The organism is Ruegeria sp. BB6 (assembly GCF_056539385.1).
This window is the reverse complement of record NZ_JBQFUW010000009.1, coordinates 125,991-150,715: the sequence shown is the minus strand read 5'-3', so window position 1 is coordinate 150,715 and position 24,725 is coordinate 125,991. Positions and strand designations below refer to the sequence as shown.

The 24,725-nt window shown below is 59.2% G+C and carries 20 protein-coding genes and 1 tRNA gene; 8 read left to right on the top strand and 13 right to left on the bottom strand.

Translation table 11 applies throughout. The features are described 5' to 3' along the window. Nucleotides 1-194 precede the first annotated feature (194 nt). The 4 genes from speA to speB all read left to right on the top strand — a co-directional run bounded on the left by speA (nt 195) and on the right by speB (nt 5,405). Nucleotides 195-2,084: a biosynthetic arginine decarboxylase gene (speA, locus tag ACR0B7_RS18585; RefSeq protein ID WP_170485643.1), complete on the top strand. Its 1,890-nt coding sequence runs from the start codon at nt 195-197 to the stop codon at nt 2,082-2,084. A 16-nt stretch (nt 2,085-2,100) separates the two neighbouring features. Then, nucleotides 2,101-3,312 (top strand): saccharopine dehydrogenase family protein, encoded by a 1,212-nt coding sequence (locus ACR0B7_RS18580; protein ID WP_170485642.1) that lies wholly within the window; start codon nt 2,101-2,103, stop codon nt 3,310-3,312. An 84-nt stretch (nt 3,313-3,396) separates the two neighbouring features. Further along, nucleotides 3,397-4,566, top strand: coding sequence for a carboxynorspermidine decarboxylase (nspC, locus tag ACR0B7_RS18575; RefSeq protein WP_170485641.1), 1,170 nt, complete (start codon nt 3,397-3,399; stop codon nt 4,564-4,566). Continuing rightward, a complete protein-coding gene (gene speB, locus ACR0B7_RS18570) occupies nt 4,563-5,405 on the top strand; it encodes an agmatinase (protein ID WP_170576944.1) in 843 nt (280 codons plus the stop codon). The genes nspC and speB overlap by 4 nt, the downstream gene beginning before the upstream one ends. On the opposite strand, the gene ACR0B7_RS18565 is transcribed toward speB, so the two are convergent. Beyond that, nucleotides 5,402-5,992, bottom strand: a complete 591-nt coding sequence (locus tag ACR0B7_RS18565) for an HD domain-containing protein (protein WP_170566411.1) — start codon at nt 5,990-5,992, stop codon at nt 5,402-5,404. The genes speB and ACR0B7_RS18565 overlap by 4 nt on opposite strands. Nucleotides 5,993-6,093: 101 nt before the next feature. Between ACR0B7_RS18565 and ACR0B7_RS18560 the strand changes: the two genes are divergently transcribed. Continuing rightward, nucleotides 6,094-6,924: a LysR family transcriptional regulator gene (locus ACR0B7_RS18560; protein ID WP_170485638.1), complete on the top strand. Its 831-nt coding sequence runs from the start codon at nt 6,094-6,096 to the stop codon at nt 6,922-6,924. On the opposite strand, the gene lptF is transcribed toward ACR0B7_RS18560, so the two are convergent. The 3 genes from lptF to ACR0B7_RS18545 all read right to left on the bottom strand — a co-directional run bounded on the left by lptF (nt 6,921) and on the right by ACR0B7_RS18545 (nt 9,377). Then, on the bottom strand, nt 6,921-8,051 hold the full coding sequence (gene lptF / locus ACR0B7_RS18555) for an LPS export ABC transporter permease LptF (protein WP_170576943.1): 1,131 nt from the start codon (nt 8,049-8,051) through the stop codon (nt 6,921-6,923). The two genes, ACR0B7_RS18560 and lptF, sit on opposite strands and share 4 nt — an antisense overlap. A 91-nt stretch (nt 8,052-8,142) precedes the next feature. After that, the gene (locus ACR0B7_RS18550; protein ID WP_170385345.1) at nt 8,143-8,586 is read right to left on the bottom strand and encodes a hypothetical protein; all 444 of its coding nucleotides are present in this window, start codon (nt 8,584-8,586) and stop codon (nt 8,143-8,145) included. A 715-nt stretch (nt 8,587-9,301) separates the two neighbouring features. Continuing rightward, nucleotides 9,302-9,377 (bottom strand) — tRNA-Trp (locus ACR0B7_RS18545). A 142-nt stretch (nt 9,378-9,519) separates the two neighbouring features. On the opposite strand from ACR0B7_RS18545, the gene ACR0B7_RS18540 reads away from it, so the two are divergent. Beyond that, nucleotides 9,520-10,224, top strand: coding sequence for a DUF374 domain-containing protein (locus ACR0B7_RS18540; protein WP_170485636.1), 705 nt, complete (start codon nt 9,520-9,522; stop codon nt 10,222-10,224). Here ACR0B7_RS18540 and ACR0B7_RS18535 read toward each other — a convergent pair. The 5 genes from ACR0B7_RS18535 to ACR0B7_RS18515 form a co-directional block, all read right to left on the bottom strand. Next, a complete protein-coding gene (locus ACR0B7_RS18535; RefSeq protein ID WP_170385336.1) occupies nt 10,221-10,466 on the bottom strand; it encodes a MoaD/ThiS family protein in 246 nt (81 codons plus the stop codon). The two genes, ACR0B7_RS18540 and ACR0B7_RS18535, sit on opposite strands and share 4 nt — an antisense overlap. Continuing rightward, nucleotides 10,459-12,714, bottom strand: a complete 2,256-nt coding sequence (locus ACR0B7_RS18530; RefSeq protein ID WP_170485635.1) for a xanthine dehydrogenase family protein molybdopterin-binding subunit — start codon at nt 12,712-12,714, stop codon at nt 10,459-10,461. Before ACR0B7_RS18530 ends, ACR0B7_RS18535 begins: the two co-directional genes overlap by 8 nt. Then, nucleotides 12,714-13,193, bottom strand: a complete 480-nt coding sequence (locus tag ACR0B7_RS18525; protein ID WP_170485634.1) for a (2Fe-2S)-binding protein — start codon at nt 13,191-13,193, stop codon at nt 12,714-12,716. Before ACR0B7_RS18525 ends, ACR0B7_RS18530 begins: the two co-directional genes overlap by 1 nt. Next, a complete protein-coding gene (locus tag ACR0B7_RS18520; protein ID WP_170570360.1) occupies nt 13,190-14,056 on the bottom strand; it encodes an FAD binding domain-containing protein in 867 nt (288 codons plus the stop codon). Before ACR0B7_RS18520 ends, ACR0B7_RS18525 begins: the two co-directional genes overlap by 4 nt. 129 nt (nt 14,057-14,185) lie before the next feature. Further along, nucleotides 14,186-17,398 carry a reductive dehalogenase gene (locus ACR0B7_RS18515; RefSeq protein ID WP_170485632.1) on the bottom strand — a complete coding sequence of 1,071 codons (3,213 nt, stop codon included), beginning with the start codon at nt 17,396-17,398 and terminating at the stop codon, nt 14,186-14,188. A 76-nt stretch (nt 17,399-17,474) separates the two neighbouring features. On the opposite strand from ACR0B7_RS18515, the gene ACR0B7_RS18510 reads away from it, so the two are divergent. Beyond that, nucleotides 17,475-18,377 (top strand): LysR family transcriptional regulator, encoded by a 903-nt coding sequence (locus ACR0B7_RS18510; protein WP_170485631.1) that lies wholly within the window; start codon nt 17,475-17,477, stop codon nt 18,375-18,377. On the opposite strand, the gene ACR0B7_RS18505 is transcribed toward ACR0B7_RS18510, so the two are convergent. Then, complete coding sequence (locus tag ACR0B7_RS18505; RefSeq protein ID WP_170576942.1) at nt 18,368-19,219, bottom strand: LysR substrate-binding domain-containing protein; 852 nt, start codon at nt 19,217-19,219, stop codon at nt 18,368-18,370. The two genes, ACR0B7_RS18510 and ACR0B7_RS18505, sit on opposite strands and share 10 nt — an antisense overlap. Before the next feature lie 103 nt (nt 19,220-19,322). Between ACR0B7_RS18505 and ACR0B7_RS18500 the strand changes: the two genes are divergently transcribed. Further along, nucleotides 19,323-20,024, top strand: coding sequence for an SDR family oxidoreductase (locus ACR0B7_RS18500; protein ID WP_170576941.1), 702 nt, complete (start codon nt 19,323-19,325; stop codon nt 20,022-20,024). A 2-nt stretch (nt 20,025-20,026) separates the two neighbouring features. Here the strand turns inward: ACR0B7_RS18500 and ACR0B7_RS18495 are convergent, their stop codons facing one another. From ACR0B7_RS18495 to ACR0B7_RS18485, 3 genes are read right to left on the bottom strand one after another with little or no spacing between them, the layout of a single operon-like run. Further along, nucleotides 20,027-21,328, bottom strand: a complete 1,302-nt coding sequence (locus tag ACR0B7_RS18495; RefSeq protein ID WP_170485628.1) for an NAD(P)/FAD-dependent oxidoreductase — start codon at nt 21,326-21,328, stop codon at nt 20,027-20,029. 10 nt (nt 21,329-21,338) lie between these two features. Beyond that, complete coding sequence (locus ACR0B7_RS18490; protein WP_170485627.1) at nt 21,339-22,373, bottom strand: ACP S-malonyltransferase; 1,035 nt, start codon at nt 22,371-22,373, stop codon at nt 21,339-21,341. Beyond that, complete coding sequence (locus ACR0B7_RS18485) at nt 22,370-24,562, bottom strand: alpha-ketoacid dehydrogenase subunit alpha/beta (RefSeq protein WP_170485626.1); 2,193 nt, start codon at nt 24,560-24,562, stop codon at nt 22,370-22,372. Before ACR0B7_RS18485 ends, ACR0B7_RS18490 begins: the two co-directional genes overlap by 4 nt. Nucleotides 24,563-24,725 lie beyond the last annotated feature (163 nt).

Genomic DNA, 24,725 nt, shown 5'->3' with positions numbered 1-24,725 from the left:
ATAATGGAACGCTTGGGGACGGGGCCACGGATGTCGGCGCGTCAGACCTGTCAATGGAACAATCACCTGATCCCCGTCTGGCACTCCGCGTGAATTCGGCAAACCCCGCAACATAGATTACACTTGGAAGAATCAAGCTGCTGCCGTATTTGGCGGGCGCGAGACCTGCACCCCTACGTTAAGGACTGACTTGATTGAAACAGACGCCCGACGCACCGCATTCCATCTATGGGGTTGATAAATGGGGCAAGGGCCTCATCGAGGTGACAGAGCACGGCGAGATCGGTCTGCGCAACCCGATGTCCCCGCAAACGGCCGCGATCAGCCTGCCCGGAATTCTCAGCGATCTGGACGAACGGGGCATCAAGGCTCCTATGATCCTGCGTATCAGTTCGTATCTGGAAAACGAGATCGCCCATATCAACGACAGTTTCTCAGCGGCCATCGCTCGCACTGGCTATAAGGGTAAATATCGTGGCGTCTTTCCTATCAAGGTGAACCAGCAGGCTCAGGTGATCGACCGGATCGTCGACTTTGGCCAAAAGTACAATTACGGCCTCGAGGCTGGGTCCAAGCCGGAACTGGTCATTGCACTGGCCCATCGACTGGCAAGCGAGGCGCTTATCGTCTGCAACGGCGTAAAGGACACCGAATTTATCCAGCTTGCGATCCTCAGCCGCAAGATCGGCTTCAACACGGTTATCGTCCTGGAAAGCCCCAAAGAAGCCGATACCGTCATCGCGGCATATAATGAGCTTGGCATAGAACCCCTGATTGGCGTTCGTGTGAAACTGACCAACCAGATCAGCGGCAAGTGGGAAGAAAGTTCCGGCGACCGTTCCGCCTTTGGCATGAATACCGATCAACTGGTGGCTGTCGTGGACAAGCTCAAAGCGGCTGGCCTTCTACATTGCCTAAAACTGCAGCACTCGCATCTCGGCTCGCAGGTTCAGGACGTCAACGATGTGCGCCGCGCCGTCGGAGAAGCGTGCCGCTATTACACCGAGCTCACGCGTGAAGGCGTTCCGTTGACCCACCTGGACCTAGGCGGTGGCATGGGTGTGGATTACACGGGCGAAAAGAAGGCCGCCGAGAACTCGATCAACTACACGGTCGAGGAATACTGCGCCAATGTGGTGGAAACCGTCGCCTACGCAATGGACGAAGCCGCAGTCGCCCATCCGGCACTGGTAACCGAAAGTGGCCGGGCTGTGGTCGCGACATCCTCGATGTTGGTGTTCAACGTACTGGAAAGCACATTGTACGATGCACCAAACTGTCCTGAAGTCGAACAAGACGACCACCATCTCGTGGCTGACCTCGCTGCGGTGCACGGCTATCTCAGCAAAGACCGCCTTCAGGAATGTTGGAACGACGCCACATTCTACCGTAACGAGTTGCGCGCGCTTTTCAGGCGCGGTTATGTCGACCTGCGCCAGATGGCCCGTGCGGAACGCATCTACCTTTCCTTGATGGCCCGCCTCAAGGCACTGGCCGCAAGTGACACTCTGGAAACGGATGTCGACGACCAGCTTGAGAAAGTGGCTGATATTTATCACTGCAATTTCTCATTGTTCCAGTCGTTGCCCGATGTCTGGGCAATTGACCAGCTGCACCCGATCGTCCCGCTGCAAGGCTTGAACGAAACACCCGACCGCCGCGCGGTCCTGTCGGACATCACCTGCGACAGCGATGGCAAGATCGACCGGTTCATTCTGGCCGATGGAGTATCTCCCAGCTTGCCCGTGCATTCCCTACCCGCGAATGACGAGTATTTCATGGGGGTATTCTTTGTCGGCGCCTATCAAGAGACGCTGGGCGATCTGCACAACCTGTTCGGAGACACCAACGTCGTCACCATCGACCTGCGACCTGACGGCGGCTTCGACCTGCTGCACGAACAAGAAGGCGACACGATCTCAGAAGTACTGTCCTACGTGGAATTCGACCCGACCGATTGCGTCGCCGCCTTCCGCAAAATGGTGGACGAGGCGATCTCGACCGGTACTCTGAAAGCCAAAGACCGCAAAACCCTCATGAGCGCCTATCGCGACTCGATAAACGGCTACACCTATTACGAATAAAAAAGGAGACGACCCCATGGGCAAAACACTGGTTGTCGGCGCTGGCGGCGTATCCCACGCTGCGGTGCACAAGATGGCAATGAATTCGGACATCTTCACCGAAATCACTCTGGCCAGCCGCACGAAATCGAAATGCGACGCCATCGCCAAATCGGTGAAAGAACGCGTAGGCGTTGAGATCAAAACCGCCGAACTGGACGCCTACAAGGTCGCGGACACGGTCCAGCTGATCAAGGACACCGGCGCCGAAATTCTCGTGAACCTCGCACTGCCCTATCAGGATCTGGTGCTGATGGACGCGTGCCTTGAGGCTGGCATCCACTATCTCGACACCGCGAACTACGAGCCAGAGGATGAAGCCAAGTTTGAGTACCACTGGCAATGGGCCTATCAAGAACGGTTCAAAGCGGCCGGCCTGACCGCCATCCTCGGCTCGGGCTTCGATCCGGGCGTGACTAGCGTGTTTGCCAAGTGGCTCAAGAAACACAAACTGGACACGATCCGCCAGATCGACGTTCTGGACGCCAATGGCGGTAGCAACGATCAGGAATTCGCCACCAACTTCAACCCCGAGATTAACCTGCGCGAAGTGCTGGCCGAAGTGCGTCACTGGGAAGGTGGCGAGTGGAAACACTCCCCCGCCATGACCCATAAGGTCGAGTTCGACTTCCCCGCCATCGGCCCCAAAAACATGTACCTGATGTATCACGAGGAACTGGAATCGCTCAGCACCCACTTCCCCGAGATCGAGCGCGCCCGCTTCTGGATGACCTTCGGCGACGCCTACATCACCCACGCCAAAGTGCTGGAAAATGTCGGCATGACCCGCATTGATCCGGTGATGCATGACGGCAAGGAAATCATCCCGATCCAGTTCCTGAAAACCCTGCTGCCCGATCCCGGCGACCTAGGCGCAGAAACCAAGGGCAAAGCCTGCATCGGCGACATTGCCACAGGCCAGGCCAAAGACGGCTCGGGCGAAAAAACCTTCTACATCTATAACATCTGCGACCATGAGGAATGCTACGCCGAGGTCGGCAGCCAAGCCGTCAGCTACACGACCGGCGTCCCCGCCATGATCGGCGCGGCACAAGTGCTGAAAGGCAACTGGACCGAACCGGGTGTATGGAACATGGAACAGCTCGACCCGGACGACTTCATGGACATGCTGAACACCCACGGCCTGCCGTGGCAAGTCCACGAACTCGACGGCCCGGTCGAATTCTGATCCGAATTCTTCATCTGGCCAAAAATATCCCGGGGGGTCCGGGGGGCTGGCCCCCCGGCCTCTCCACAATCGGAGACGCCTGATATGTCCGACATGATGACCACACAGGCCGGCGACGCCGGAGCGTTTCGCAATTTCGATCTGAGCCGCGTGCCCACCCCGTGTTTCGTAGTTGACGAAAAGGCGGTTGATCGGAACCTGCGTGTCCTCTCCAATGTCGGCGCCCGCTCCGGCGCACATGTCCTTTCCGCTCTCAAAGCGTTCTCCATGTTCTCGCTCGCTCCGCTGGTACGCCGGCACCTCGGCGGCACCTGCGCCAGTGGTATCTACGAGGCGCGTCTGGGCCGCGAGGAATATGGCGGCGAGGTTGCTACCTTCTGCGCCGGTTACAAAGACTCTGACATCGACGAAATCCTTGCGCTTTCCGACCACGTTATCTTCAACTCGCCTGCGCAAAAGGAACGGTTCCTCGCCAAGGCCCAAGCCGCCAAGGTTCAGGTCGGTCTGCGCATCAACCCCGAACATTCCGAGGGCGAGATTCCCAAATACGACCCCTGCGCGCCCTGCTCACGCCTCGGCACCCCTGTCAGCCAACTGACTGCCCAGACCTTGAAAGGCGTAGACGGATTGCACATGCACACGCTCTGCGAACAGGGCTTTGACCCCCTTCAACGCACATGGGACGCGGTCGAGCCGAAACTCAAGCCCTTCATAAGTCAGCTAAAATGGCTGAACTTCGGCGGAGGCCATCACATCACCCGCGACGATTACGACCGCGAGGGGTTGGTGGAGTTCATCAAGACCATCCGCGAAACCTACAACGTCGATGTCTACCTTGAGCCCGGAGAGGCCGTCGCGCTGGACGCGGGCATTCTGGTGGGCGAAATCCTCGACCTGCCGACCAACGGCATGACCCTTGCAATCACCGATATCTCGGCCACCTGCCACATGCCTGACGTTATCGAAGCCCCCTATCGCCCCGCCCTGATGGACGAGGCCGACACAGGCCATACTTATCGTCTGGGCGGGCCGTCCTGTCTGGCCGGTGACGTGATCGGCGACTATATATGGGACAAACCGCTGGAGATCGGACAGCGCTTCGCATTCCTCGATCAGGCGCACTACTCGATGGTCAAGACCAACACGTTCAACGGCGTGCCTCTACCAACCATCGCCCTGTGGAACAGCGAAACGGACGAGCTGAAGATCATCAAACAGTTCGGCTATGACGACTTTAAGGACCGCCTCTCATGAGCATTTTCCTCGACAGCGAACTAACCGCATCCGAGCGCACCGAAGACGCCCGTTTCCGCGTCATCCCCGTGCCACTGGAGCGAACTGTTTCCTACGGCTCGGGCACCGCCAGAGGCCCCGAAGCCATTATCGAAGCCAGCAACGAGCTGGAGCGTATCACCGGCCACGCCGAACCTTGTGTCGAAGGCATCTACACCGAAGACCCACTGGACTGCGACGGCCCCCTGCCTGAGGTTATAGAACGCCTCGCCCAACGTACCGAGGCCGCCATTCACGCGGGCAAGGTACCGGTCACACTGGGCGGTGAGCATTCGCTCAGCTATGGCGCAGTTATGGGCGTGGCGCGGGCCTTGAATCAACCCATCGGGATCGTGCAGATCGACGCCCATGCCGACCTGCGCAACGCTTATCAGGGCGAGAAACACTCACATGCTTCGGTCATGCACCTGCTGGCCGAGGAGGGCATCAATCTGGCCCAGTTCGGCGTCCGCGCCTTTTCCACCGAAGAAGCCAAAAGTCGTTTGAAAAACCACGTCTTTCACGTGGATGCCGAGGAACTTGTCACCGGCAACATCCACGCCGTCGACCTGCCCGACGATTTCCCCGAACTGGTCTATGTCAGCTTTGACGTGGACGGGCTGGACCCCTCGCAAATGCCAGCCACCGGTACACCTGTTCCGGGCGGGCTTGGTTACTACCAAGCCCTGCGGCTGGTCGAACATGCCCTGAAAGGTCGCAGATGTGTGGGCTTCGACGTGGTCGAGCTGGCCCCCGATGGCAACGCGGCTTGGGACTTTACCGCCGCGCAAATCGTCTATCGCCTGATGGCGGCCTGTTAACCCTCGGCCGTTTCGTTCAGCTCCATGTGCCCTTCGCCCCTGTTCAACACGCGGCGCAACATCGGCTCGAAGAACTCCAGCGGTTTGGTCGGATAGTCCGGGTCGAACGCCTTTTGGTCGTATTCGTGGCAGAAATAACGGCAATCCTCCCAGTGAGGGCTGTCGCGATACTTGTCGCGCGCGTTGCGGTCGCCGCCAAGATGGTGGTTGTAGTAATAGCCCTGAAACACGCAGTGATGTTTCAGTATCCAATAGGTCTTTTCGCTGACATAGGGTTTCATCATCGCCGCTGACAACTCACCATGGTTGTAGGGCGACAGGATATCACCGGTGTCGTGGATCAGGGCGGCGACCACCAGTTCCTCATCCGCGCCATCCTCGAAAGCACGGGTCGCGGCCTGTAAGCTGTGCTGATAGCGGTTGACCGGATAGGGCGTCCAGTCTTCGTCCAGCGACCGGATCGCATCCAGAATACGGTCGGGCAGAGCAGCATTATACGCTTCTTCATATTCCATCACGGCGTCCCAATCCGCCTTGGTCGCCTCCTCGAAACTGGTCCAGGTGGGCTTGTGGCTTTTGTCCAGCATGTCGCGGTCCTTTGACTAACTTTCGCGGGGCAGAATAGCCGAGTGGTGCACTGCAAAAAAATGAATTGATTTTATCAAACTAATCAAAAAATACTTTCGACATGCAAACCAAAGCTCTTGAAACCTTTCTGTGCGTTGCCGAAACAGGTGGCTTTCACGCCGCCGCCCGAAAGCTGAACGTCACCCAGACGGCTGTCAGTGCCCGCATCCGGCTGATCGAGAAAGAAACCGGAAAGCCCCTGTTCACACGCGGTGCCGGGGGCACCAGGCTGACGGAATTCGGACGCCAATTCCGGCCCTATGCCGAACAGATGCTATCGCTCTGGTCATTTGCATCGCACGATTTGCCAGCCCAGACACAGAACCGGGTCGCTCTGCGCTTGGGCGCGCAACTCAGCGTTTGGGATCCTTTGCTGGTTGACTTGGCCGTGCGATTTGAACAACGCCTTGGGCAAATTCTGCTGACGCTGAACTATGATCACGATCTCAATATGGTCGACGCCGTGGCAACGCATGTTCTGGACGTGGCGCTGACTCATGAAAAGCCCACGGATGCGCGGGTTGAGCATAAGGAGCTTGCCCCGGAACGGCTGATATTGGTTCAGGCGGCGGCCAACCTGCACGACCCCGTCTTCGTCAATCTGGAACTGGGAGAGGTCTATCAGGATCACGTGCGGTCGATCGCGCGACAGGCGTCGACCCAATCGGTCTTTTTGGGAAACTGCATGATGGCCCTGCGCTACATCCTCAAAAGAGGCGGAACCGGCTATTTTCCCGAATATCTCGTTGATGAGTACTTACGCGCTGGCGATCTATGCCTCGTGACAGGTTCGCGCGACCTCTTGCTGCCCGTTTACTTGATCGCCCGAAAGAACAGCCCAGCCATGGAAAGTGTACTGGGTTGCGTGACTGACCTCAGAGGTCCGGGCTAGGTCGCAGAAGGCGCTGTTTGGCGTCGGGTGCGAAACAGCGGACGACCTGCGATCAACAGAAACACGCATGAAATCAGGATGCCCAGAATCGCCGGCAGATAGAGCAATATCCACAAATCTGGGTCGTCGATCACGACGGGCGACACAAATCCCCGCACGCCTTCCAGCAAAACCAGAATCGTAAACGCCCCGAATATCTGCGGCCAGAGTCCGAACCTTGAGAAGCTTCCCAGCATCAAAGTGGCATATCCGGCCATCGCGACCGCCACGCATATGGCAATCCACGAAAACCTCTGATGCAGTTCGTCGATCAACTCACCTTCGCGGAATTCTTCTGCAGCGATAATCGCGTCACGGCCTTGCAGCAGTTCTAGGGTCGGAATGGCTTCGAGACTGCGTTTGTTTATCCGGTTGGCGTTTGTCATCCCTGAGATGTCATAGGACGCATCCTCGAACAGGGTCGATGACAGCGTCCGTCCCTCTTGCGTCAATCGCAGAGCAACCCCGTCCACCATCACGAGGTGTATCCCGGCACCGTGATTGACCAGATAGGCAGTTTTGCTTGAGTAGCTGACCGGGTTATCCTCATCCCGACGGTCAGAGACGAACACTTCGTATAGCGTCCCATCCAAGTCGATCCGCCCGATATACACCGTGACACCAGCCACCGGGTGCATGAATTCACCCTCGTTCAAAAGCTGGGCGGTGACATCGCCCGCTACTTCGGCCTGACGTCGCTCGAGCTGATCAACGGACGCGGGACGAAGGAAGACGCTGATTGCAGCCATCATCAGCCCGGTAATCAGCCCGAACAGAAACACGGCGCGGGCCAACCGCCACGGGCTGGACCCGGTGGCCAGCATAACTGTCAACTCGCTTTCCCGGCTCAGGCGATTGGTGGCATAGACGGCGGCGGCGAACACCGCCATCGGCATCACGGTTCGGATCAAGGTTGGAAGGGTCAGGGCGGTGAACTCTAGAAACACCATTGCCGACTGCCCGCCGCTGATCACGCGATCAAACAGGCTGACCGACCGGGTGATCCAGAAAACCCCCACCAGAACCAGAGTGAAAAAGCCGAACAGAATCAGCTGTTGCCGCAGGAAATATCCATCGAAGCGCGACATGTGTCTCCATCCGTCTGATCAAGTTCCCGCCGACAGTATTGTATTCGGAAAGCTGTGGAAACCGCGATTGGGCATTCCGCCGAATTTTACCTCAATCCGGCAGCAGGTGAATCGTCAGGTAACACAAAAGCTGAAAACCGCCCTGAACCATGTGGTTTTCTTCAAGGTCGAATTTCATGACCGTCTGGTCGGACAGAAAGAACGCCAGCCACAGGCCGATAGACACCACAAAGGCCGTATCGACACGTTTGATCCATAGCCCTTTGTTCTCATAAGGCGTTGCAGCCGCAATCAAAAACAGCAGAGCCGAAATCAAAGCCCAGACAATGATACCGACGAAAAGGGCGATATCCACGGCCGGAGTCGCTCCGAACTGTTCAAGTGTTTTTTCCAGGAATGGGTAGTTGTGCCCATCGAACCAGGGTGTGGAAGTATACCCCAGCAGCTCGAGGCCACCGATAAAGTCCGTAAGAAAAGCAAAGGCCCACCATACGAACCAGAACGCCACAAGGCTTTGCTTAAAGAAAATACGCATGAATTGCCCCCAAAGCGGCTCAAACTTATCAAGAACGGGGACAACAATACTTGGTTTGCCAAGAATACAGAAATCGTGGCCGAAATGCTGCGGCTTGAGCAGAGCAGGCTTACCAGAGATTTCTAGAGAAATGGCAGGGGCAGCAGGGTTCGAACCCGCGACCTACGGTTTTGGAGACCCTGGCTTTTCCTTGATTTACAACGACAATTTTGTAGCGCAGGGTTGGTTTTACTGATCGGATATTCAATGACTTAGAGAACTTCTGTAAACCGCAAAGCCCACAAAGAGAAAAACGCAACTGAACACAAATCGGACGTGAGTGGGCTTGGGCAATGCTACTGGCCAACGACTTGCCACACGCCGGAAAAAGAAAAGCGGACCCAAAGGCCCGCTGAGTTTAGCTGAAAAGTCACAACCCAATGTGACCAAGTTTTTGTAGCAAGTAACTCTGTCACTGGCAACAACAAAGTTCCCATTTTGTTCTAATTCTTTAGCACAACTGGTGTCAGGCAAGATTCCCTCAAGCGCGCCATAACCAAAACAACTATTGGCGATCAACAAACACTTCATAGCTTCGATTTTGTAGAAGTGAAAAATAGCAAATGTCGTAACACCGGCAGTGACCGAAGGAGGATTCGCGAACAAAACTGTAAAACGAGGTGTAAACTACGCTACAACCTCAAGAAAATTCGCCGGCTAAGTTGTTGATTTTAAATGGCAGGGGCAGCAGGGTTCGAACCCGCGACCTACGGTTTTGGAGACCGTCGCTCTACCAACTGAGCTATACCCCTAAGGTGCGCCCCAGATATGCCAGCCGCGCGGCGGACTCAAGAGGCTTTTTCAGATTTAGCCACTGTTGTGTACTCCACAAACAAGTTGCGCGCGGCGTTGAGTTCTATAAGACACGTTTTCGCCAACAGAAGGACGCCTGACGTGAACCTCCGCAAGAAAATTGCCGACAGCGAAGCCGTCCTGAACTGGGCCGCACGGCGTATTGCGAGTTATATCCGTATGGTCAACCGCAATACCAAGTGGCAGCGCATCGGGTACGAAGAGTTGGACCAACTGGTCGAACAGGGCGAACCGGTCATCGTTGTCCTGTGGCATCAGCGACTGACGCAATCGCCCTATTTCTTTCCGTTGGACAAGGGCCGCATCTGTTCGATCACCTCGGCAGCCCGCGCAGGCAGCATGGTAGGCCGGGTACAGAAACTGTTCGGCATGGACACGATTGCCATGTCCAGCCACAAGCGCCACGTCGCCTTATCGCGCGAGGTTCTTGGAAAGATAAAAGAGGGCATCTCGATCGGTATTGCCGCCGATGGCCCGCGTGGGCCTGAACGCGTGTCCTCGACCGTGCCTCTGATCTGGGCGCGCACCTCGGGCAAACGGGTCTTTGGCATCACGTTCTCGGCCAAACACGGCAGCGAGGCCGGAACCTGGGATCGCCTTCTGATGCCACGCCCATGGCGGAACGAAGGCGTCTTTTTGTGTCGCGAATGGACGGATCCCGTTCCGCGCAAGGCGACAGAAGACCAGATCGAAACGCTGCGCCTCAGCCTTGAGAATCACATGAACGACATCACTGCCGAGGCTGACCGGATGGTCGGGCGCGAGCCGTGGTCGCCGAAGGGCTAACCGCCCCTCAGCCTTTGCATCAGATAGATTTCGCTGCCTTCCGGGATCGGCTCGGTCAGGCCGCTGGCTACAACGCGTCCGTCAATGGCAATGGACACACCGGCATCAATCGGCCCCTGAAGCTGAGGATGTAGCCGCACCAATTCCTGCAACAGCTCACCCGTGGTTTTGGCGTCGACTTCAACCACCTGCTGGCCCCCGGTCAGAGACCGGAGACCGGACCAGAGGTGAACCTCAACCATTGTCCTTGAGCGCAGCCAGAATGCGTGGCGGCGACATCGGCAGTTGCTTCATCCGCACACCTGCCGCGTGCGATACCGCATTGGCGATAGCGGCCAGAGGCGGCACGATGCCTGTCTCGCCCACTCCGCGCACACCGAACGGGTGACCGGGGTTGGGGACTTCGACAATCACCGTGTCGATCATGGGCAGGTCGCTGGCGACGGGGATACGGTAGTCAAGGAAGATCGAATTCTGCAACCGACCATCCTCGCCATAGACATATTCCTCGTTCAGCGCCCAGCCGATGCCTTGTGCAGCACCGCCTTGGTACTGTCCCTCCACATAAGTCGGGTGGATGGCCTTGCCCGCGTCCTGAATGACCGTATAGCGGGTGATGCTGGTCTTACCCGTTTCCGGGTCAACCTCGGCATCCACAATATGCGTACCGAAGGATACGCCTGCACCTTCGGGCGTTGCCTCGAAGTGGCCCGAGATCGGCCCCCCGGTGCTGCCCATATTGGCCGTGATATCGGCCAGCGGCATCGGATCGAAATCTCCGGCATTGGGGCCGGACGGAACAGCGCAGCCGTTTTCCCACTTTACCGCGTCAACCGGGATGCCCCACTTGGCCGCCGCGCGTTCGCTTAGTTTCTCAACCGCATGTCTGGCCGCTTTGATCGTCGCCAGACCCGACGCATAGGTCACGCGGCTGCCATGGCTGACGTCATTATAGCCCAGCGTCGCCGTATCCGCGATTGTCACACGGATGTTTTCATAGGGAATGCCCAGCACCTCGGCGGCCATCAGCGCCATCGACGCGCGCGAGCCGCCAATATCGGGCGTCCCCACCATCAACTGGGCTGAGCCGTCCTCGGACAAAGCCAGAGACACGCTTGTCTCACCACCGTGGTTGAACCAGAACCCGCAGGAAATCCCACGCCCCTGCCCCGGCTTCAGCGGGGCCGAGTAATGCGGATGCGCCTTGGCTGCTTCCAGCGTTTCAACCAGACCGATCCGCTGGTAACGGGGGCCATAGCTGGCCTTGCTCCCTTCATGGGCTGCGTTTTTCAGGCGCACGTCGACCGGGTCCAGACCCAGCTTTTTGCACAGCTCGTCAATCACAGATTCGACGGCAAACGCGCCCATCGGCGCACCCGGCGCGCGGTAGGCCGCCTGCTTCGGACGGTTAGCCATGACGTCATAGCCGATCTGCTTGACGTTGGTCAGGTTGTAAGGCGCAAAGGCGCACATGGCGGTCATGTCGCCGGGCGCACCCGGAAACGCCCCGCCCTGCAAGCGGAAAACACCCTGCGCGGCAGAGATCGTGCCGTCCTTTTTCATCCCGATCTTGATATCCATCGACGCCGAAGAGGTCGGGCCGGTCGCCCGGAACACCTCGGATCGGGTCATCACAACTTTGACCGGCCGGTTGGCCTTGCGGCTGAGCGCCAGCGCGACAGGTTCGATGAATACCGTTGTCTTGCCGCCGAAACCGCCACCAATCTCGGACGCGGTGACGCGCAGTTGCGAGGTTTCGATGCCCAAAAGCGCGGCACAGGTTTTCTGCGCGATCCAGTGGCCCTGGGTCGTGCACCACAACTCACCCTTGCCGTCATTGCCCAGCATCCCCAGACAGGCGTGCGGTTCGATATAGCCCTGATGGGTCGCCTCGGTGACGAAACTGTCTTCGATCACCAGATCGGCCTCGGCAAACCCGGCCTCGACATCGCCATGGCCGCTTTCGTGATAGCGCACAACGTTCGGATGCATCCCCTCGGGCACGGAATAATCCGCCGCCCCTTCGCGAATGACTGGCGCGTCCGGGGCCATCGCCTTGTCCACGTCAGTGACGTGGGGCAGGACCTCGTACTCGACCTCGATCAGTTTCAGCGCGTCGCGCGCCGCCAGAGCAGACGTCGCCGCGACAGCCGCAACCGCGTGACCGTCATAGAGCGCCTTTTCACCCGCCATGACATTTTCCAGCACATTCCAAAACTCACCTTCCAGACCGGGCTTGAACGGCACCTCGGCGAAATCAGCGCGGGTCACGACAGCTTTGACGTCTTTCAATGCCTCGGCCTTGGATGCGTCGATCTTCACGATCCGCGCATGGGCGTGAGGCGAGCGCAGGATGGCGCCGTGCAACATACCCGGCGCCGACATATCCGCGCCGAACTTGGCGCGACCCGTCACCTTGTCCAACCCGTCAGGGCGGTTCGGGCGGGTGCCGACAAAGGTGAATTCCGTTTTACGATCGTCCAGAGCCATTACGACGCCTCCCGCAATTCTTCTGCCGTTTCCATGACGGCACGAATGATCTTGTCATAACCGGTGCAGCGGCACAGGTTACCTGCCAGCCAGTACCGGGTTTCTTCCTCGGTCGGGTTGGGGTTTTTCTCCAGCAGCGACTTGGCCGCCACCAGAATGCCCGGCGTGCAGATGCCGCATTGCAGGGCGGCGTGTTCGATGAACTTCTGCTGTAACGGATGCAGGACGTCACCATCGGCGATGCCTTCGACAGTTTCGATCTGCTTGCCCTCGGCCTCAACCCCCAGCATCAGGCAGGAACAGACCAGACGACCGTCCACAGTGACCGAACACGCGCCGCAATCGCCGGTGCCGCAGCCCTCTTTCGCACCGGTCAGGTTCAGCTTGTCGCGCAGACAATCCAGCAGGGTTTCACGCGGGTCGCACAGAAAATCGACCTCGTCCCCATTTACGGTGGTGGATACGTGGAGCTTGCTCATGCTTTCTCTCCCTTCGCGCGGGCATAGGCGATTTTGGCGGCGCGCTTGGCCAGAACGCCAGCGACCTCGGTGCGGAATGCGATCGTGCCGCGTTTGTCGTCAATCGGATTGCAGGCGGCCGATGCCGCCGTCGCCAGCGCATCCAGCGCGGCGTCGTCCAGTGTGCTGCCGATGATGGCCTTGGCGCAATCATCAACCAGCAGGACGGTCGGCGCGACCGCGCCCAGTGACACGCGGGCCTCGGTCACGGTGTCGCCGTCCACACGCAGGCTGACGCCAACGCCGACCACGGCGATGTCCATTTCCGTGCGCGGGATGAACCGCAGGTAGGCGTCGCCCGCGTTGTCTCCGCGCGCCGGGATGTTCACGGCTGAGATCACCTCGCCCTTAGCCAGCGACGTCTTGCCGGGGCCGGTGGGGATGTCTTCAACAGCCACTTCGCGCTCACCTTCGGGGCCGGTGACCGTCACTGTCACACCTGCCGCAACCATCGCGGGCACCGAATCCGCTGCCGGAGAGCCGTTGCACAGGTTGCCGGTCAGAGTCGCGCGGCCCTGCACCTGGGTGGACCCGATCAGGTCCATCGCCTCAACCACTCCGGGCCAGTCACGGCCAAGCTCGGGGTGTTCACTCATTTCGGCACCGGTTGCGGCGACACCCAGCGTCCAGCTTCCATCGGCATTGCGGGTGATGTCGCTGACACCGTCGATCTTCTTGATGTCGATCAGCGTGTCAGGCGTGACCAGTTCCGAGCGCAACTGCACCAGAACATCTGTTCCACCAGCCAAAAAGCGGGTGACGCCGGTGGCTTTTGCGGCCAGAGCCGACGCCTCGGCAAAACTGGCGGGGCTGTGATAATCCATGAAAATACCTCGCACCTGTTGATCAGGGTTCACTGGGGTTCGCAGGGGACGTTAGTGCAGCACTGCCCCCGCGTCCATGGCTGGAACGACCAATTTTCGCGATTCAAAATGTCGTTTCTGAACCTCTGGTCAGAGGTCGATCTCGATCACACCATCCGGTTGCGCGGCGCGGCTTTGGCAAAGAATGATAGCCCCCTCGCGCTGCTTGTTGGACAGAACGAAGTCTCGGTGCTCGACCTCGCCCGAGATCACGCCGCATTTGCAGACACCACAAATACCGTCAGCGCATTTCACATCCACGTGAACGCCCGCCTCATTCAGCACCTGCGCGGCGTCCTTGTCGGTGGGCACTGTCAGTTCGCGGCCCGATTTCGCCAGTTTCAGGGTGAAGGCGTGATTCTCGTATTCCGGCTGTTCAGGGACCGAGAAGTACTCCAGATGCCGCGCGTCCTCGGGAAAGCCCTGACGCTCCGCCGCCTGCATGACGCCGTCCATGTATCGGTCCGGTCCGCAGGTATAGACATGCCAACCGTCCTGATAGTCTTTCAGGATGGCATCCAGATCGGCCCGCGTGCCTTCGTCTGAAAAGTGATAATGCACACGATCCGCCCAAGGCATCACTGCCAAATCCTCCAGATACCCGGCCCCGGCGCGGGTGCTGGCGGAATAATGCAGCTCGAACGGTTTGCCCAAGGCGTGCAGCCGGTGGGCAAAGGCGATCATAGGCGTGATGCCGATCCCGCCGCCCATCAGAAAGGTTTTCGTCGCGCCTTCGTCCAGTTCAAAATGGTTGATGGGTTTCGAGATGAAAACCTTGCGCCCCTCATTGAAAATCCGGTGCAACAGGGCCGAGCCGCCGCGCCCGTCATCCTCGCGCAGCACTCCGATTTGATAGGTCATGCGGTCGGACGGGTCGCCGGACATCGAATACTGCCGCAGAAATTCCGGCGCGACCAGCACGTCCAGATGCGCGCCCGCCGTCCATTCCGGCAAGGGCGAGCCGTCCAGTGTCGAAAACTCGTACCTGGTCACATCCGCCGTCATCTTACCGACTTTGGTCAGTTCAACGCGCATCACCGGGGCATCGCCCGCGATTGAGTAGCGGTGGATCACGGACAGATCGCCCGCCGCCTTGCGCGCCTTGTATTCATCGGCAGTTACCATCGCCTGATACGCGGCGATCCCGGCCTCACGGTCCATGGCAAAGGGATAGGGCCAGGGATGCGGCGCAAGATAGGCGGGGTAGACCGCAAGCGTCTGGTCCTCGTATTTCAGGTCAAGATCGGTTTGCAGGTCACGCCGGTTCAACGGATGCTCGGTCGGGCGATACGCGCCGTCCGATTGCAATTCGATGTCCCACCACCATTTCTTGATGTCGTTCAGGCCGCCATTGCCGACAGTGTCGTCCAGTTTCGCCAACGCAGGCGCAGCTTGGGGGATGTTCATCGCAGCCCAGCGGAAGGGACGCTCTTTGAAAATCCCCTCAAGGTTCCACGGGCAGGTCTTCATGCACCGCCCGCACATTGCGCCGCCCGGAGTGGTCACACGGTAGGTGGCGCATTTCTGGCTGTCGGACTTCCATATCTCATAGCCGTTAAACATCAGCTTTGGCCCGGCGGTGATCGCACCCGAGGGGCATTCGCGGGCGCATTTATTGCAGCTTTCGCAAAAGGCCTGCAGGCCGAAGTCTATGGGCCTGTCATGCGCCATCGGCATATCTGTGGTCACCGCGCCGGACTTTAGACGCGGCCCAAGATAGGGGTTCAGGATGACTTCTCCGATCCGGCTGACCTCACCCAACCCGGACAGCAACAAGAGGGGCGGTTGCAGCACCTCGCCATCCATCACCGTATGCGCGCGGGCCTTGTAGCCGAGGTTACGGATCTGCTGCGCGATCACTCCGCCCAACAGCGAGAACCGCAGATAGGCGCGCATCGACTGGGCGACGCTGATCCAGTCATCGCCGCTTGCACCCTCCATCGTTTCATAGCCCTGGTCTATGATCATGCTGATGGCCTGATCGTGGGGCGGTGTGATCTCTTCCCCCGTCGCATCATGGGAATACCACGCCCATTCGGGGCAGCGGCTAAGGCCCACCGCATCGGCCCCTAAAAAGTACGTGGCCGCCTTGATATTCGCAGCGTTCCGCGCGGCGTCGGCAGGGGGCGTGGTGTCCGCGCTCTCTCCGTCCTGCAACAACACAAACGCGCCCAGCGCGCGGCGTTGTGCAAAACTGGGGGCCGCCTTGCGCACGTAGTAGCCGCCTTTCGCCGCGTCTTGCAGGTTTTTACCCATGTCGCCGAATTGCGCACGGGCAAACATGTCGGCGCGCTTGGGGACGCGGGCGACGTTTTCTTCGTCAATATACGTGGTGGGCGCGTCGATCCGCTTGAGTTTTTCAAACGGATGCGCCCCATCCACATAGTGCCGCTTGGCATACGGATCGCGGTTCAGCGCGTTCTTGGCAAACCCCGCGCCCAGCCACCATGCCGGACCTTGGGTGCGAAACCACGGCTGCTGTGCAATCGGGACCAAAGGCCGGTCGTGCGCGATCTCCATCTCGGTCGTCACGGCCGCCAGCCCGAACCGTTTGCCCAACCACGGAACAATAACCTCACCGCCCTCGACCGAGCCAAGCCCGGCGGCGACCGCCAACTTGCCCAAATCGACCTCGGAGGACATGACCGTGTGCGCCCGAGCATCAAACCCCAGAATGCGGATGTAGTTGGCGATAACCACCGCGTTCTCGGTGGCCAACAGACAAGCGCGGTGGTCCTGCGCATCCGTGATCCAATCCGCGCCGGGTTCATTCGGATCGGGATCGCGATTGTGTTCGTATAGAAAGACAATGGCGTGACGATGCCGGTCCATTGGGCGCGGCTCGGCCTCCATGCTTTCTTTCAGATCGGCCATGATCAGGTCAATGCCCGAGGCCAGCGTCTTGGTCTGGCGCGTCTTCAACGCATGAGCCAGACGGTCAATATCGGGGTTGCGGCGGGGTTCGGACAGCAAAGCCTCGGCGGGCAGAGGGCCACAGCCCATCATGGAGGCATCGTTGAAATACCCAAACGCTTTCAGGTGGTTGGCACGCTCTGTGGGATCTGCGGGTATCTCGGACGGCACCGGGTTCACGAACCCGTCCCGGATCGCATCCATCATCGCCTGAAACTCTCCCATCGCATTCACGATACTTTCAGGCCGATCAGGACGGTGGAAACTGAGAACCGGCATCTGACGGACCCCAGACAGATCAGGCATCGCGATCTGCCGGGCCAGCCGTTCCAACGGGTACGGCCCCTTATGGACCGGCCTGTTCTTGTCCGAGAAAAAGCGGATCCCCATCGTGCGCCTCCTGTTTCCTACCAGTCACCTAATGCGTCATGGACCTTCAAACCATTCATGAATAATCATAGTCGGCATGAGCAAAATTGATTTTACTGAACTGGACGGCAAAGTCTTGCGCGTCTTTCTCACGATCCTTGATGAAAACTCGGTTTCCAAGGCTGCTGACCGGTTGGGTGTGACCCAGTCAGCGATCAGCCATACGCTGGCCAAGCTGCGGCACGTTTTGGGCGACCCTTTGTTCGTCCGCTCCGGTCAAGGACTGACCCCGACCGAGCGGGCGCTGTCCTTGAAAGACCCGGTGCAACGCGTGCTGGACGGGATGCGCGCCCTGACCGACGATCGACCCTTCGATCCGCTGTCCGAGGAAATGCACATCCAGATCGCCACAAACGACATGCCGCGCGAGCTGATCTTTCCCGAACTGATGCATACCTTACGTGCGGAAGGCGTCAGGCTGAGGCTTGGCTTCATCCCATCCGGTGTACCTGACCCGGATCTGTTGCGCAGTGATCGATGCCAGTTGATGCTGTCACCCCTGCCACCAGACGGGCCAGACATATTCCAGAAACGCTTGCTCAAAAGCCCGCTGATGATCTACTACGACGGCAATCGACGCGCCCCGCCCGACAGTTGGTCATCCTACTGCAAAGCCGAACATGTCGAGGTGCGGTTCACGGATGGGCGCAGTTCGCGTGCGGTCATGCGGGGTGTGGATCAAAGCCAGATCAGGCCGGCCACGGTGACACTACCCCATTTCAACGCCATCCCTTCGTTTGTGAAAGGAAGCGATCTGATATCAACCGACACGGCATTGATGAAGCGCGGCCCTCTTGCCGCGCTGGATTGCGCGCCTTTGCCGTTTCACTGCGAACCGGTCTCGATCTACATGGTCTGGCATCAGAGGTTTGCCAATGATCCCGCACATCGTTGGTTGCGTGGAAGAATAGAAACCATTGCCGCGACCCTTCAGGGCTGAGACAGCAGCCACTCTTTCATCATCGCTACCAATTCAGGGTGTCGCGGCTTTTTGGGGATGACCACATGAAACCCAAGGTCTTCGATCAGAACATCCGGCAGAGGCCGCACAAGCTGTCCAGATGCAACTTCCGTCGCGACCAGAGGCTCTTGGGCCAGCGCAATCCCCTGCCCCGAGGCCGCGGCGTCAATGGCAAGACTCGTCTGGCTGAAACTCATCACCCGAGGCTTGCCAGCCAGCCCAAGCCGTTCAAGAAACAACGGCCACAACCCATGCGTATCGTTCAGAAGAACGTGGTTCAAAAGATCCGCTGGCCGTGTGATTTGCCGCGCCAGTTCGGGACTGCAAACTGGCACGAACGCGCTTGAAAACAACGGGGTTGATGTCAAGTCAGGCCCAAACGGTGCCCGTCCTTGCCGCACTGCGATGTCTACGCCGTCACCCTTGAAATCCGCCAGCCGTTCCCGAGCGTCGATTTTGATCGTGATCTCTGGGTGCCTGTCTGTCAGATTTTGCAATCGCGGCACCAGCCATTTTGAAGCGAAGCTGGGTGTGACAGAAACAACAACCTGCCGCTCGCTGGACAATTCATCCACGGCTTCTTCGATCAGCCTGAACGCGCGGCGCAGCGGCGCGTGAAAACGACGACCTGCCTCGGTCAGCGCAAGGCCGCGCGGCAGGCGTTCAAACAGCTTTTCTGCCAGTCGCGCCTCAAGCCCACGAACCTGCTGCGCCACGGCGCCCTGAGTGACGCCAAGCTCCTCAGCGGCAAGCCGGAAATTCAAGTGCCGGGCCGCAGATTCAAAGGCGCGGAGCGCGTTCAGTGGGGGCAAAGCTGCCATCGGCCTATCCTGTAGTTTTTCTACAGCATAGAAGCAGAAGAACTGATTGGTCAAACCGCCGGTCAGAGCGCATCTTTAGGACATCAGACATCGGAGACTTGAGATGACGAAAGTAGCGCTTATTACTGCAGGCGGCAGCGGCATGGGGGCAGATTCCGCCCGCCGCTTGGCCGCGGACGGTTTCAAAGTGGGCATCCTGTCCTCGTCGGGTAAAGGCGAGGCATTGGCGCATGAACTGGGCGGGGTCGGCGTGACCGGCTCGAACCAATCGACAGATGATCTTCAGAAACTGGTCGATGCAACCATGGCCCGTTGGGGGCGCATTGATGTGCTTGTAAATTCGGCGGGGCACGGGCCGCGCGCACCTATTCTGGACCTGACCGATGATGACTGGCACACGGGAATGGATGTGTACTTCATGAACGCCGTCCGACCAACGCGGCTGGTGACGCCGATCATGCAGGCGCAAGGGGGAGGCTCGATCATTAACATCTCAACATTTGCCGCGTTCGAGCCTGACCCCGTTTTTCCAACCTCAGGCGTGTTTCGCGCGGGCCTTGCCGCCTTCACCAAGCTGTTTTCGGACAAATACGCCGCCGACAATATCCGCATGAACAACGTCCTGCCCGGATTCATCGACAGCCTGCCCGAGAACGAGGACTTCCGCGCCCGCATCCCTCTGGGCCGATATGGACGCAGCTATGATGAGATCGCCTCGGTCGTTGCCTTGCTTGCGTCAGAAGGCGGCGGCTACATCACGGGCCAGAACATTCGCGTTGACGGCGGTATTACCCGGTCGGTCTGAGTTCAGAACCGTGCTTTGACAAAATGGGTCAGCGCCGCGCCGGTTTCAAAATAAGCGCGGCGCAGGCCGGTCCAGCTTTCGCGATAGTCCGACACCGAGGGGACCGGCAAGAGATCAGGATCATCGCGCAACAGGCTTTCAGCAACCAACCGGCCAAACACGGTTCCCGGCCCGATGCCGCGCCCGGAATACCCGTGAACAGAAAGTGCATTAGGGCCGATCTCAGTGATCTTGGGGATATGATCCGAGGTCATCGCGATCCGCCCGTGCCACCCTTCGATCAACGGCTGGTCGGACAGTTGCGGGAACAGTTCAGCCAGTTTGCGCTTGATCCAACGCCGGTGTGCCCCACCCCCTGCATGAGCAAGGTCACCCATCGCACCGATAATGAACCGGCCATCCTGATCGACGCGGAACGAGGTCATGATCAGGCCGGTATCCCAACACCCTTCACCGTCCGGCAAAATGCTGGCGCGCAAGTTGTCCGACAAGGGGGCAGTGGAAAACTGGAAATAGTAGACGGGGACATAAGCCGGTGCCGAAGCCGCAAGACCTTGATGATAGGCGTTTGTGGCCTGAATCACGGCCTTGGCCCGGACGGACCCTCGTTCCGTTTCAATTACCCAGATATCCCCGTGACGTGTCAGCGACTGAACCGGGCTACGCGTGAAAACCTGCGCCCCGACCTCAGACGCAGCCCTTGCAAGCCCTCGTACATAGCCCAGCGGCTGAATGGTTCCGGCCCGTGGGTCAAATAGGGATCCGTGGAAGGCCGCGCTGCCTGTGCGTTGGTGCGTCTGTTCTGCGGATAACAACTCAACCGGCGCACCCACCGCGCGTTGCTGCGCATGGCGGTTTTGCAGGTCTTTCATACCCGCCCCGGAATGGGCGCAATGCAGGGTTCCGTTGTGCACAGGTTCACAATCAATCGCGTGCCGCTCGATCAAGTCAAAGACATCGTCAGGTGCGGCAGCAAGTAGGTTAATCAGGCGATCCCCCGACTCTGCGCCCAGATGCGCCCGGATATCCTCGGGCGGCAGCCACAATCCGGCATTGGCCAGACCCACATTGCGGCCTGATCCGCCATGCCCGATCTCTTGCGCCTCAAGCAAACAGACCGACGCCCCTGCGCGCGCTGCTGTCAGCGCCGCCGCACAGCCGGTATACCCTCCGCCGATCACCGCAAGATCGACTGTCAGAGTCTCTGTCAGCACGGCGCTTTCGACCCGTTCGCGGCAGGTCTTTTGCCAAAGGGAATGGTCGTGGTCGCGCACGGGCTGCTCCTTGAAAATTGGGCGGATCATCCGGCTTGCGTCAGCCGGTTGCAAGGGCCCTTTGATCCTCGCGCCCCATGGCAAGAAGGATGGGCTGCGTGTCCTGCTGTTTCTGAAACGCGGCCTTGTCCTTCAACCCGCGCCAGTTTGCCTGAACAAGTGACTGCGCAACCGCACCGCCCAGCGTTGCGCCGGGACCGGTGACTATGAAAAGGTCAGGTGCGAATTCGCGGGCCGCTGTCTGTACAGAGCGGGTAAAATCGTAAGCGTCCGTCACCTGATGCCCCAGCGTATAGTCCCAAAGTTCCCGCGTATCCGTGGCACCGGGCCACCAAATCTTGCCGCGCCCGTCGATCAGGGGTCGGGTTGGTTGGTCGAATAGCTCAACCCCTAGACGCAACCGCCCCTCGGCTGCGACGGGCGCTTGCAGATGCGTGTGGAATGCGGCGTGGTTCGCCAGTCGTATGGGGAACCGGTCCTGAACAACAGGCTGAGAGGTTTCAAAGGCTTTCAACCCTACCTCATTGCCCGCCAATACCAACATGCCACCCAAGTCGATCGACAATGCCAGATCGTGACCGTCAATCGCATTGATCCGCGCGACATCGGCCAGCAAGTCCGCCTTACGGACCGGATCGTTTTTCCAAGTCTCGTCCGTGAAAGGATAGACAAGCTGCCCACCGATCAGGTGATCCTGCATCAGCGTCCCCATGGTGTTCACGACGTTGAACCCGTTCTCGGGCGACAAAGCGCCCCCCACGGCCAGGGCAATGTACCATCCCATCGAATTGCCGGTAACGGCGACCACCTCGATATCGTCAGCCAGATCCAGCGCATCCGACAAGGATGCCGCGTAGATCAACGGCGACGCCACATCCCCGCGCGAGTATTTGCTGACCGCAAAGAGCGCCGCACCGTCCAGATCGGTTACGGGCTCTTGCCCAGCCTCAGTGCGAAGAGCGTCAAACCGGCGGAACATGTCCATGCGATTACCGTGGTGGCGATGTAGGTATCCCAACTCGGGCTTGTTATAGGTGCCCCGTCCGGGACAGATGACAACGGCGGTGCGGGTCATGGGCGACCTCCGGTCAGTTTGAGCGCGGCTTCGACGATGCTTTCCTCGGATGGCAGCGGTGCGGCATAAGCGGGGCCGGTCGCGATAAAGCAGTCCTCTGCCGCGACCCGTGCGATAGGGGTATCGGCGCTATTTTCGGCAAAAAAGGCCATCAAACCCTCGGATTGGCTTCCGGTCCGGCGGCATTCATCCACGATCAGGATATGTTTGCATCCTTTGGTGGTCGCGCGCAGCGCTTCGGCCGGCAAGGGTGCAAGCCAGCGCATATCAATGACACGAGGCTTTAGCCCAGCCGCCTGCAAAGCAGGCAGTGCCTTTTGTGACAGGTAGTGCCCGTTGCCATAGGTAACGATGGCCAGATCGGTCCCGTCACCGTGGACCCCAACCTCTCCCAGCGCGATACGTTGATCCGGCGACGGATAGGTCGTCATCCACCCGGCATCCTGAGCTTCGTGCAGATCGCGCATGGGATACAGCGCGATGGGTTCCAGAAACACCACAACGCGCTGTTCTTCCCGCGCCAGCCGCACACATTCGCGCAGCATTTGCGCAGCGTCCGATCCTGTCGACGGGCAAGCGATGATCACCCCGGGAATATCGCGCAGAACGGCCAGAGAGTTGTCGTTGTGGAAATGCCCTCCGAACCCTTTCTGATACCCCAGCCCCGCAATCCGCAGAACCATCGGGTTCGAGTACTGACCATTCGAGAAAAACGGCAAAGTCGCTGCCTCACCCCTGATCTGATCTTCGGCATTGTGCAAATAGGCAAGGAACTGGATTTCGGGGATCGGGATGAACCCGTTGTGCCCCATGCCGATCGCCAGCCCGAGAATTGACTGTTCATCCAGCAGCGTATCAATCACCCGATCCGGCCCGAACCTTTGCTGCAGCTTTTGGGTCACGCCATAGACGCCCCCCTTTCGGCCCACATCCTCGCCCATGCAGACAATCTCGCCATGCTCCAGCATCAAATCAGTCAGCGCCCAGTTGATCAGACGGCTCATGGGCTGGGGATCGTCCATCGCGCGCATATCGCTTCCGAACGCGGTCGCGCGTGCCTCGGCGCTCGGGCCATTGGTTGGCTTGCAGGCGCGTGTCGGAGGGATCAGGCTTGCCATGACCTCGGTCGCGTTGGCCAAGTGCGGGCGCGTGGCGGCCTCGGCCGCGATGCGATCGGTACGCGCGCAGGTGTCCTTGTAAATCTTCAGCGCTTGATCGGGCGTCAGCGCGCCAGCCTGATCCAGCAGGCGCACCGAATGCAGCAGGGGATCATTCGCTTCATCCGCTTCAACTTCGGACTTTGGCAAATAGGTCGTGGGCACGTCCGCCCCGGCATGACCGTACAGCCGCACGGTGCGCAGATGCAGAAAGGCTGGTTTGCGCCGGGCGCGGACGTAGTCGGCGGCTTCTTTAGCCACGGCAAAAGTCTCAAAGATGTCCAGCCCGTTGGCTTGGAAGTACTTTATCCCCGGCCGGTGCTGCATGGATGCCTGTATCCAACCGGTGGGCGTCTTCACCGAAATACCGATCCCGTTATCCTCACACACAAACAAAAGCGGCAACGGCGTTGACTGAACACTGGTCCACCCTGCCGTGTTGATCGCGCCCTGAGCTGTCGAGTGGTTGGCCGACGCATCGCCAAAGGAACACACCGCTATTCCATCTTCAGGCAGTTCCCGGTGTTCGGGATCGTGGCGTCGCGCTGCGCCCAGTGAATAGGCCGCCCCGACCGCCTTGGGCAGGTGGCTTGCAATCGTGGATGTCTGCGGCGGAATCATCAGAGCCTTGGAGCCCAAGACCTTGTGCCGCCCGCCGGATGTCGGGTCTTCTTTCGAGCAAGCAAAGCTCAGCAACATATCCCACGCTATCTGCTGACCCGGCACTTGCTCGGACCGCGCGATTTGAAACGCCGCGTCGCGGTAGTGCAGGAACGCAATATCGGTCGGACGCAACGCATGGGCCACCGCAGCCATACCTTCGTGCCCCGAGGACCCGATGGTATAGAACCCCTGCCCCGCCTTCTGCATCGCGCGGCTGGTTCGGTCCAACGCCCGACTAAGCACCTGTGATCGAAACAGGGAAACGGCATCCGTCTTGCTTAGTCCCGGACAAGGCAACGGGCCTTCTGGCAGATCCCTCTGCGCTACCCGGGCCAGAAAATTGTCGTGAACGATCTGAGCGCGATCCATCAGCGGCCTCTTATTATTCAATTTGGCGAGAGCATCCGCAACACGCCCCACCCTTTTTTGCAGACTTCCCCCGGCATTGGCAAAACAAAGCCGCAGGCACCATGATTTCTCGGTACGGGATTGTCTTACCTGATGGCAGGCCGCCCGAATCTGCCCACCTGTA

Excerpts from the sequence above, each read along its gene's own strand:
- ACR0B7_RS18515 (WP_170485632.1), bottom strand. The coding sequence starts at position 17,398 with ATGGGGATCCGCTTTTTCTCGGACAAGAACAGGCCGGTCCATAAGGGG.
- ACR0B7_RS18520 (WP_170570360.1), bottom strand. The coding sequence starts at position 14,056 with ATGGATTATCACAGCCCCGCCAGTTTTGCCGAGGCGTCGGCTCTGGCC.
- ACR0B7_RS18485 (WP_170485626.1), bottom strand. The coding sequence starts at position 24,562 with ATGGATCGCGCTCAGATCGTTCACGACAATTTTCTGGCCCGGGTAGCG.
- ACR0B7_RS18560 (WP_170485638.1), top strand. The coding sequence starts at position 6,094 with ATGCAAACCAAAGCTCTTGAAACCTTTCTGTGCGTTGCCGAAACAGGT.
- ACR0B7_RS18550 (WP_170385345.1), bottom strand. The coding sequence starts at position 8,586 with ATGCGTATTTTCTTTAAGCAAAGCCTTGTGGCGTTCTGGTTCGTATGG.
- ACR0B7_RS18500 (WP_170576941.1), top strand. The coding sequence starts at position 19,323 with ATGACGAAAGTAGCGCTTATTACTGCAGGCGGCAGCGGCATGGGGGCA.
- lptF (WP_170576943.1), bottom strand. The coding sequence starts at position 8,051 with ATGTCGCGCTTCGATGGATATTTCCTGCGGCAACAGCTGATTCTGTTC.
- nspC (WP_170485641.1), top strand. The coding sequence starts at position 3,397 with ATGTCCGACATGATGACCACACAGGCCGGCGACGCCGGAGCGTTTCGC.
- ACR0B7_RS18525 (WP_170485634.1), bottom strand. The coding sequence starts at position 13,193 with ATGAGCAAGCTCCACGTATCCACCACCGTAAATGGGGACGAGGTCGAT.
- ACR0B7_RS18580 (WP_170485642.1), top strand. The coding sequence starts at position 2,101 with ATGGGCAAAACACTGGTTGTCGGCGCTGGCGGCGTATCCCACGCTGCG.
- ACR0B7_RS18505 (WP_170576942.1), bottom strand. The coding sequence starts at position 19,219 with ATGGCAGCTTTGCCCCCACTGAACGCGCTCCGCGCCTTTGAATCTGCG.
- ACR0B7_RS18510 (WP_170485631.1), top strand. The coding sequence starts at position 17,475 with ATGAGCAAAATTGATTTTACTGAACTGGACGGCAAAGTCTTGCGCGTC.
- ACR0B7_RS18490 (WP_170485627.1), bottom strand. The coding sequence starts at position 22,373 with ATGACCCGCACCGCCGTTGTCATCTGTCCCGGACGGGGCACCTATAAC.
- ACR0B7_RS18530 (WP_170485635.1), bottom strand. The coding sequence starts at position 12,714 with ATGGCTCTGGACGATCGTAAAACGGAATTCACCTTTGTCGGCACCCGC.
- ACR0B7_RS18565 (WP_170566411.1), bottom strand. The coding sequence starts at position 5,992 with ATGCTGGACAAAAGCCACAAGCCCACCTGGACCAGTTTCGAGGAGGCG.
- ACR0B7_RS18495 (WP_170485628.1), bottom strand. The coding sequence starts at position 21,328 with ATGATCCGCCCAATTTTCAAGGAGCAGCCCGTGCGCGACCACGACCAT.
- ACR0B7_RS18535 (WP_170385336.1), bottom strand. The coding sequence starts at position 10,466 with ATGGTTGAGGTTCACCTCTGGTCCGGTCTCCGGTCTCTGACCGGGGGC.
- speB (WP_170576944.1), top strand. The coding sequence starts at position 4,563 with ATGAGCATTTTCCTCGACAGCGAACTAACCGCATCCGAGCGCACCGAA.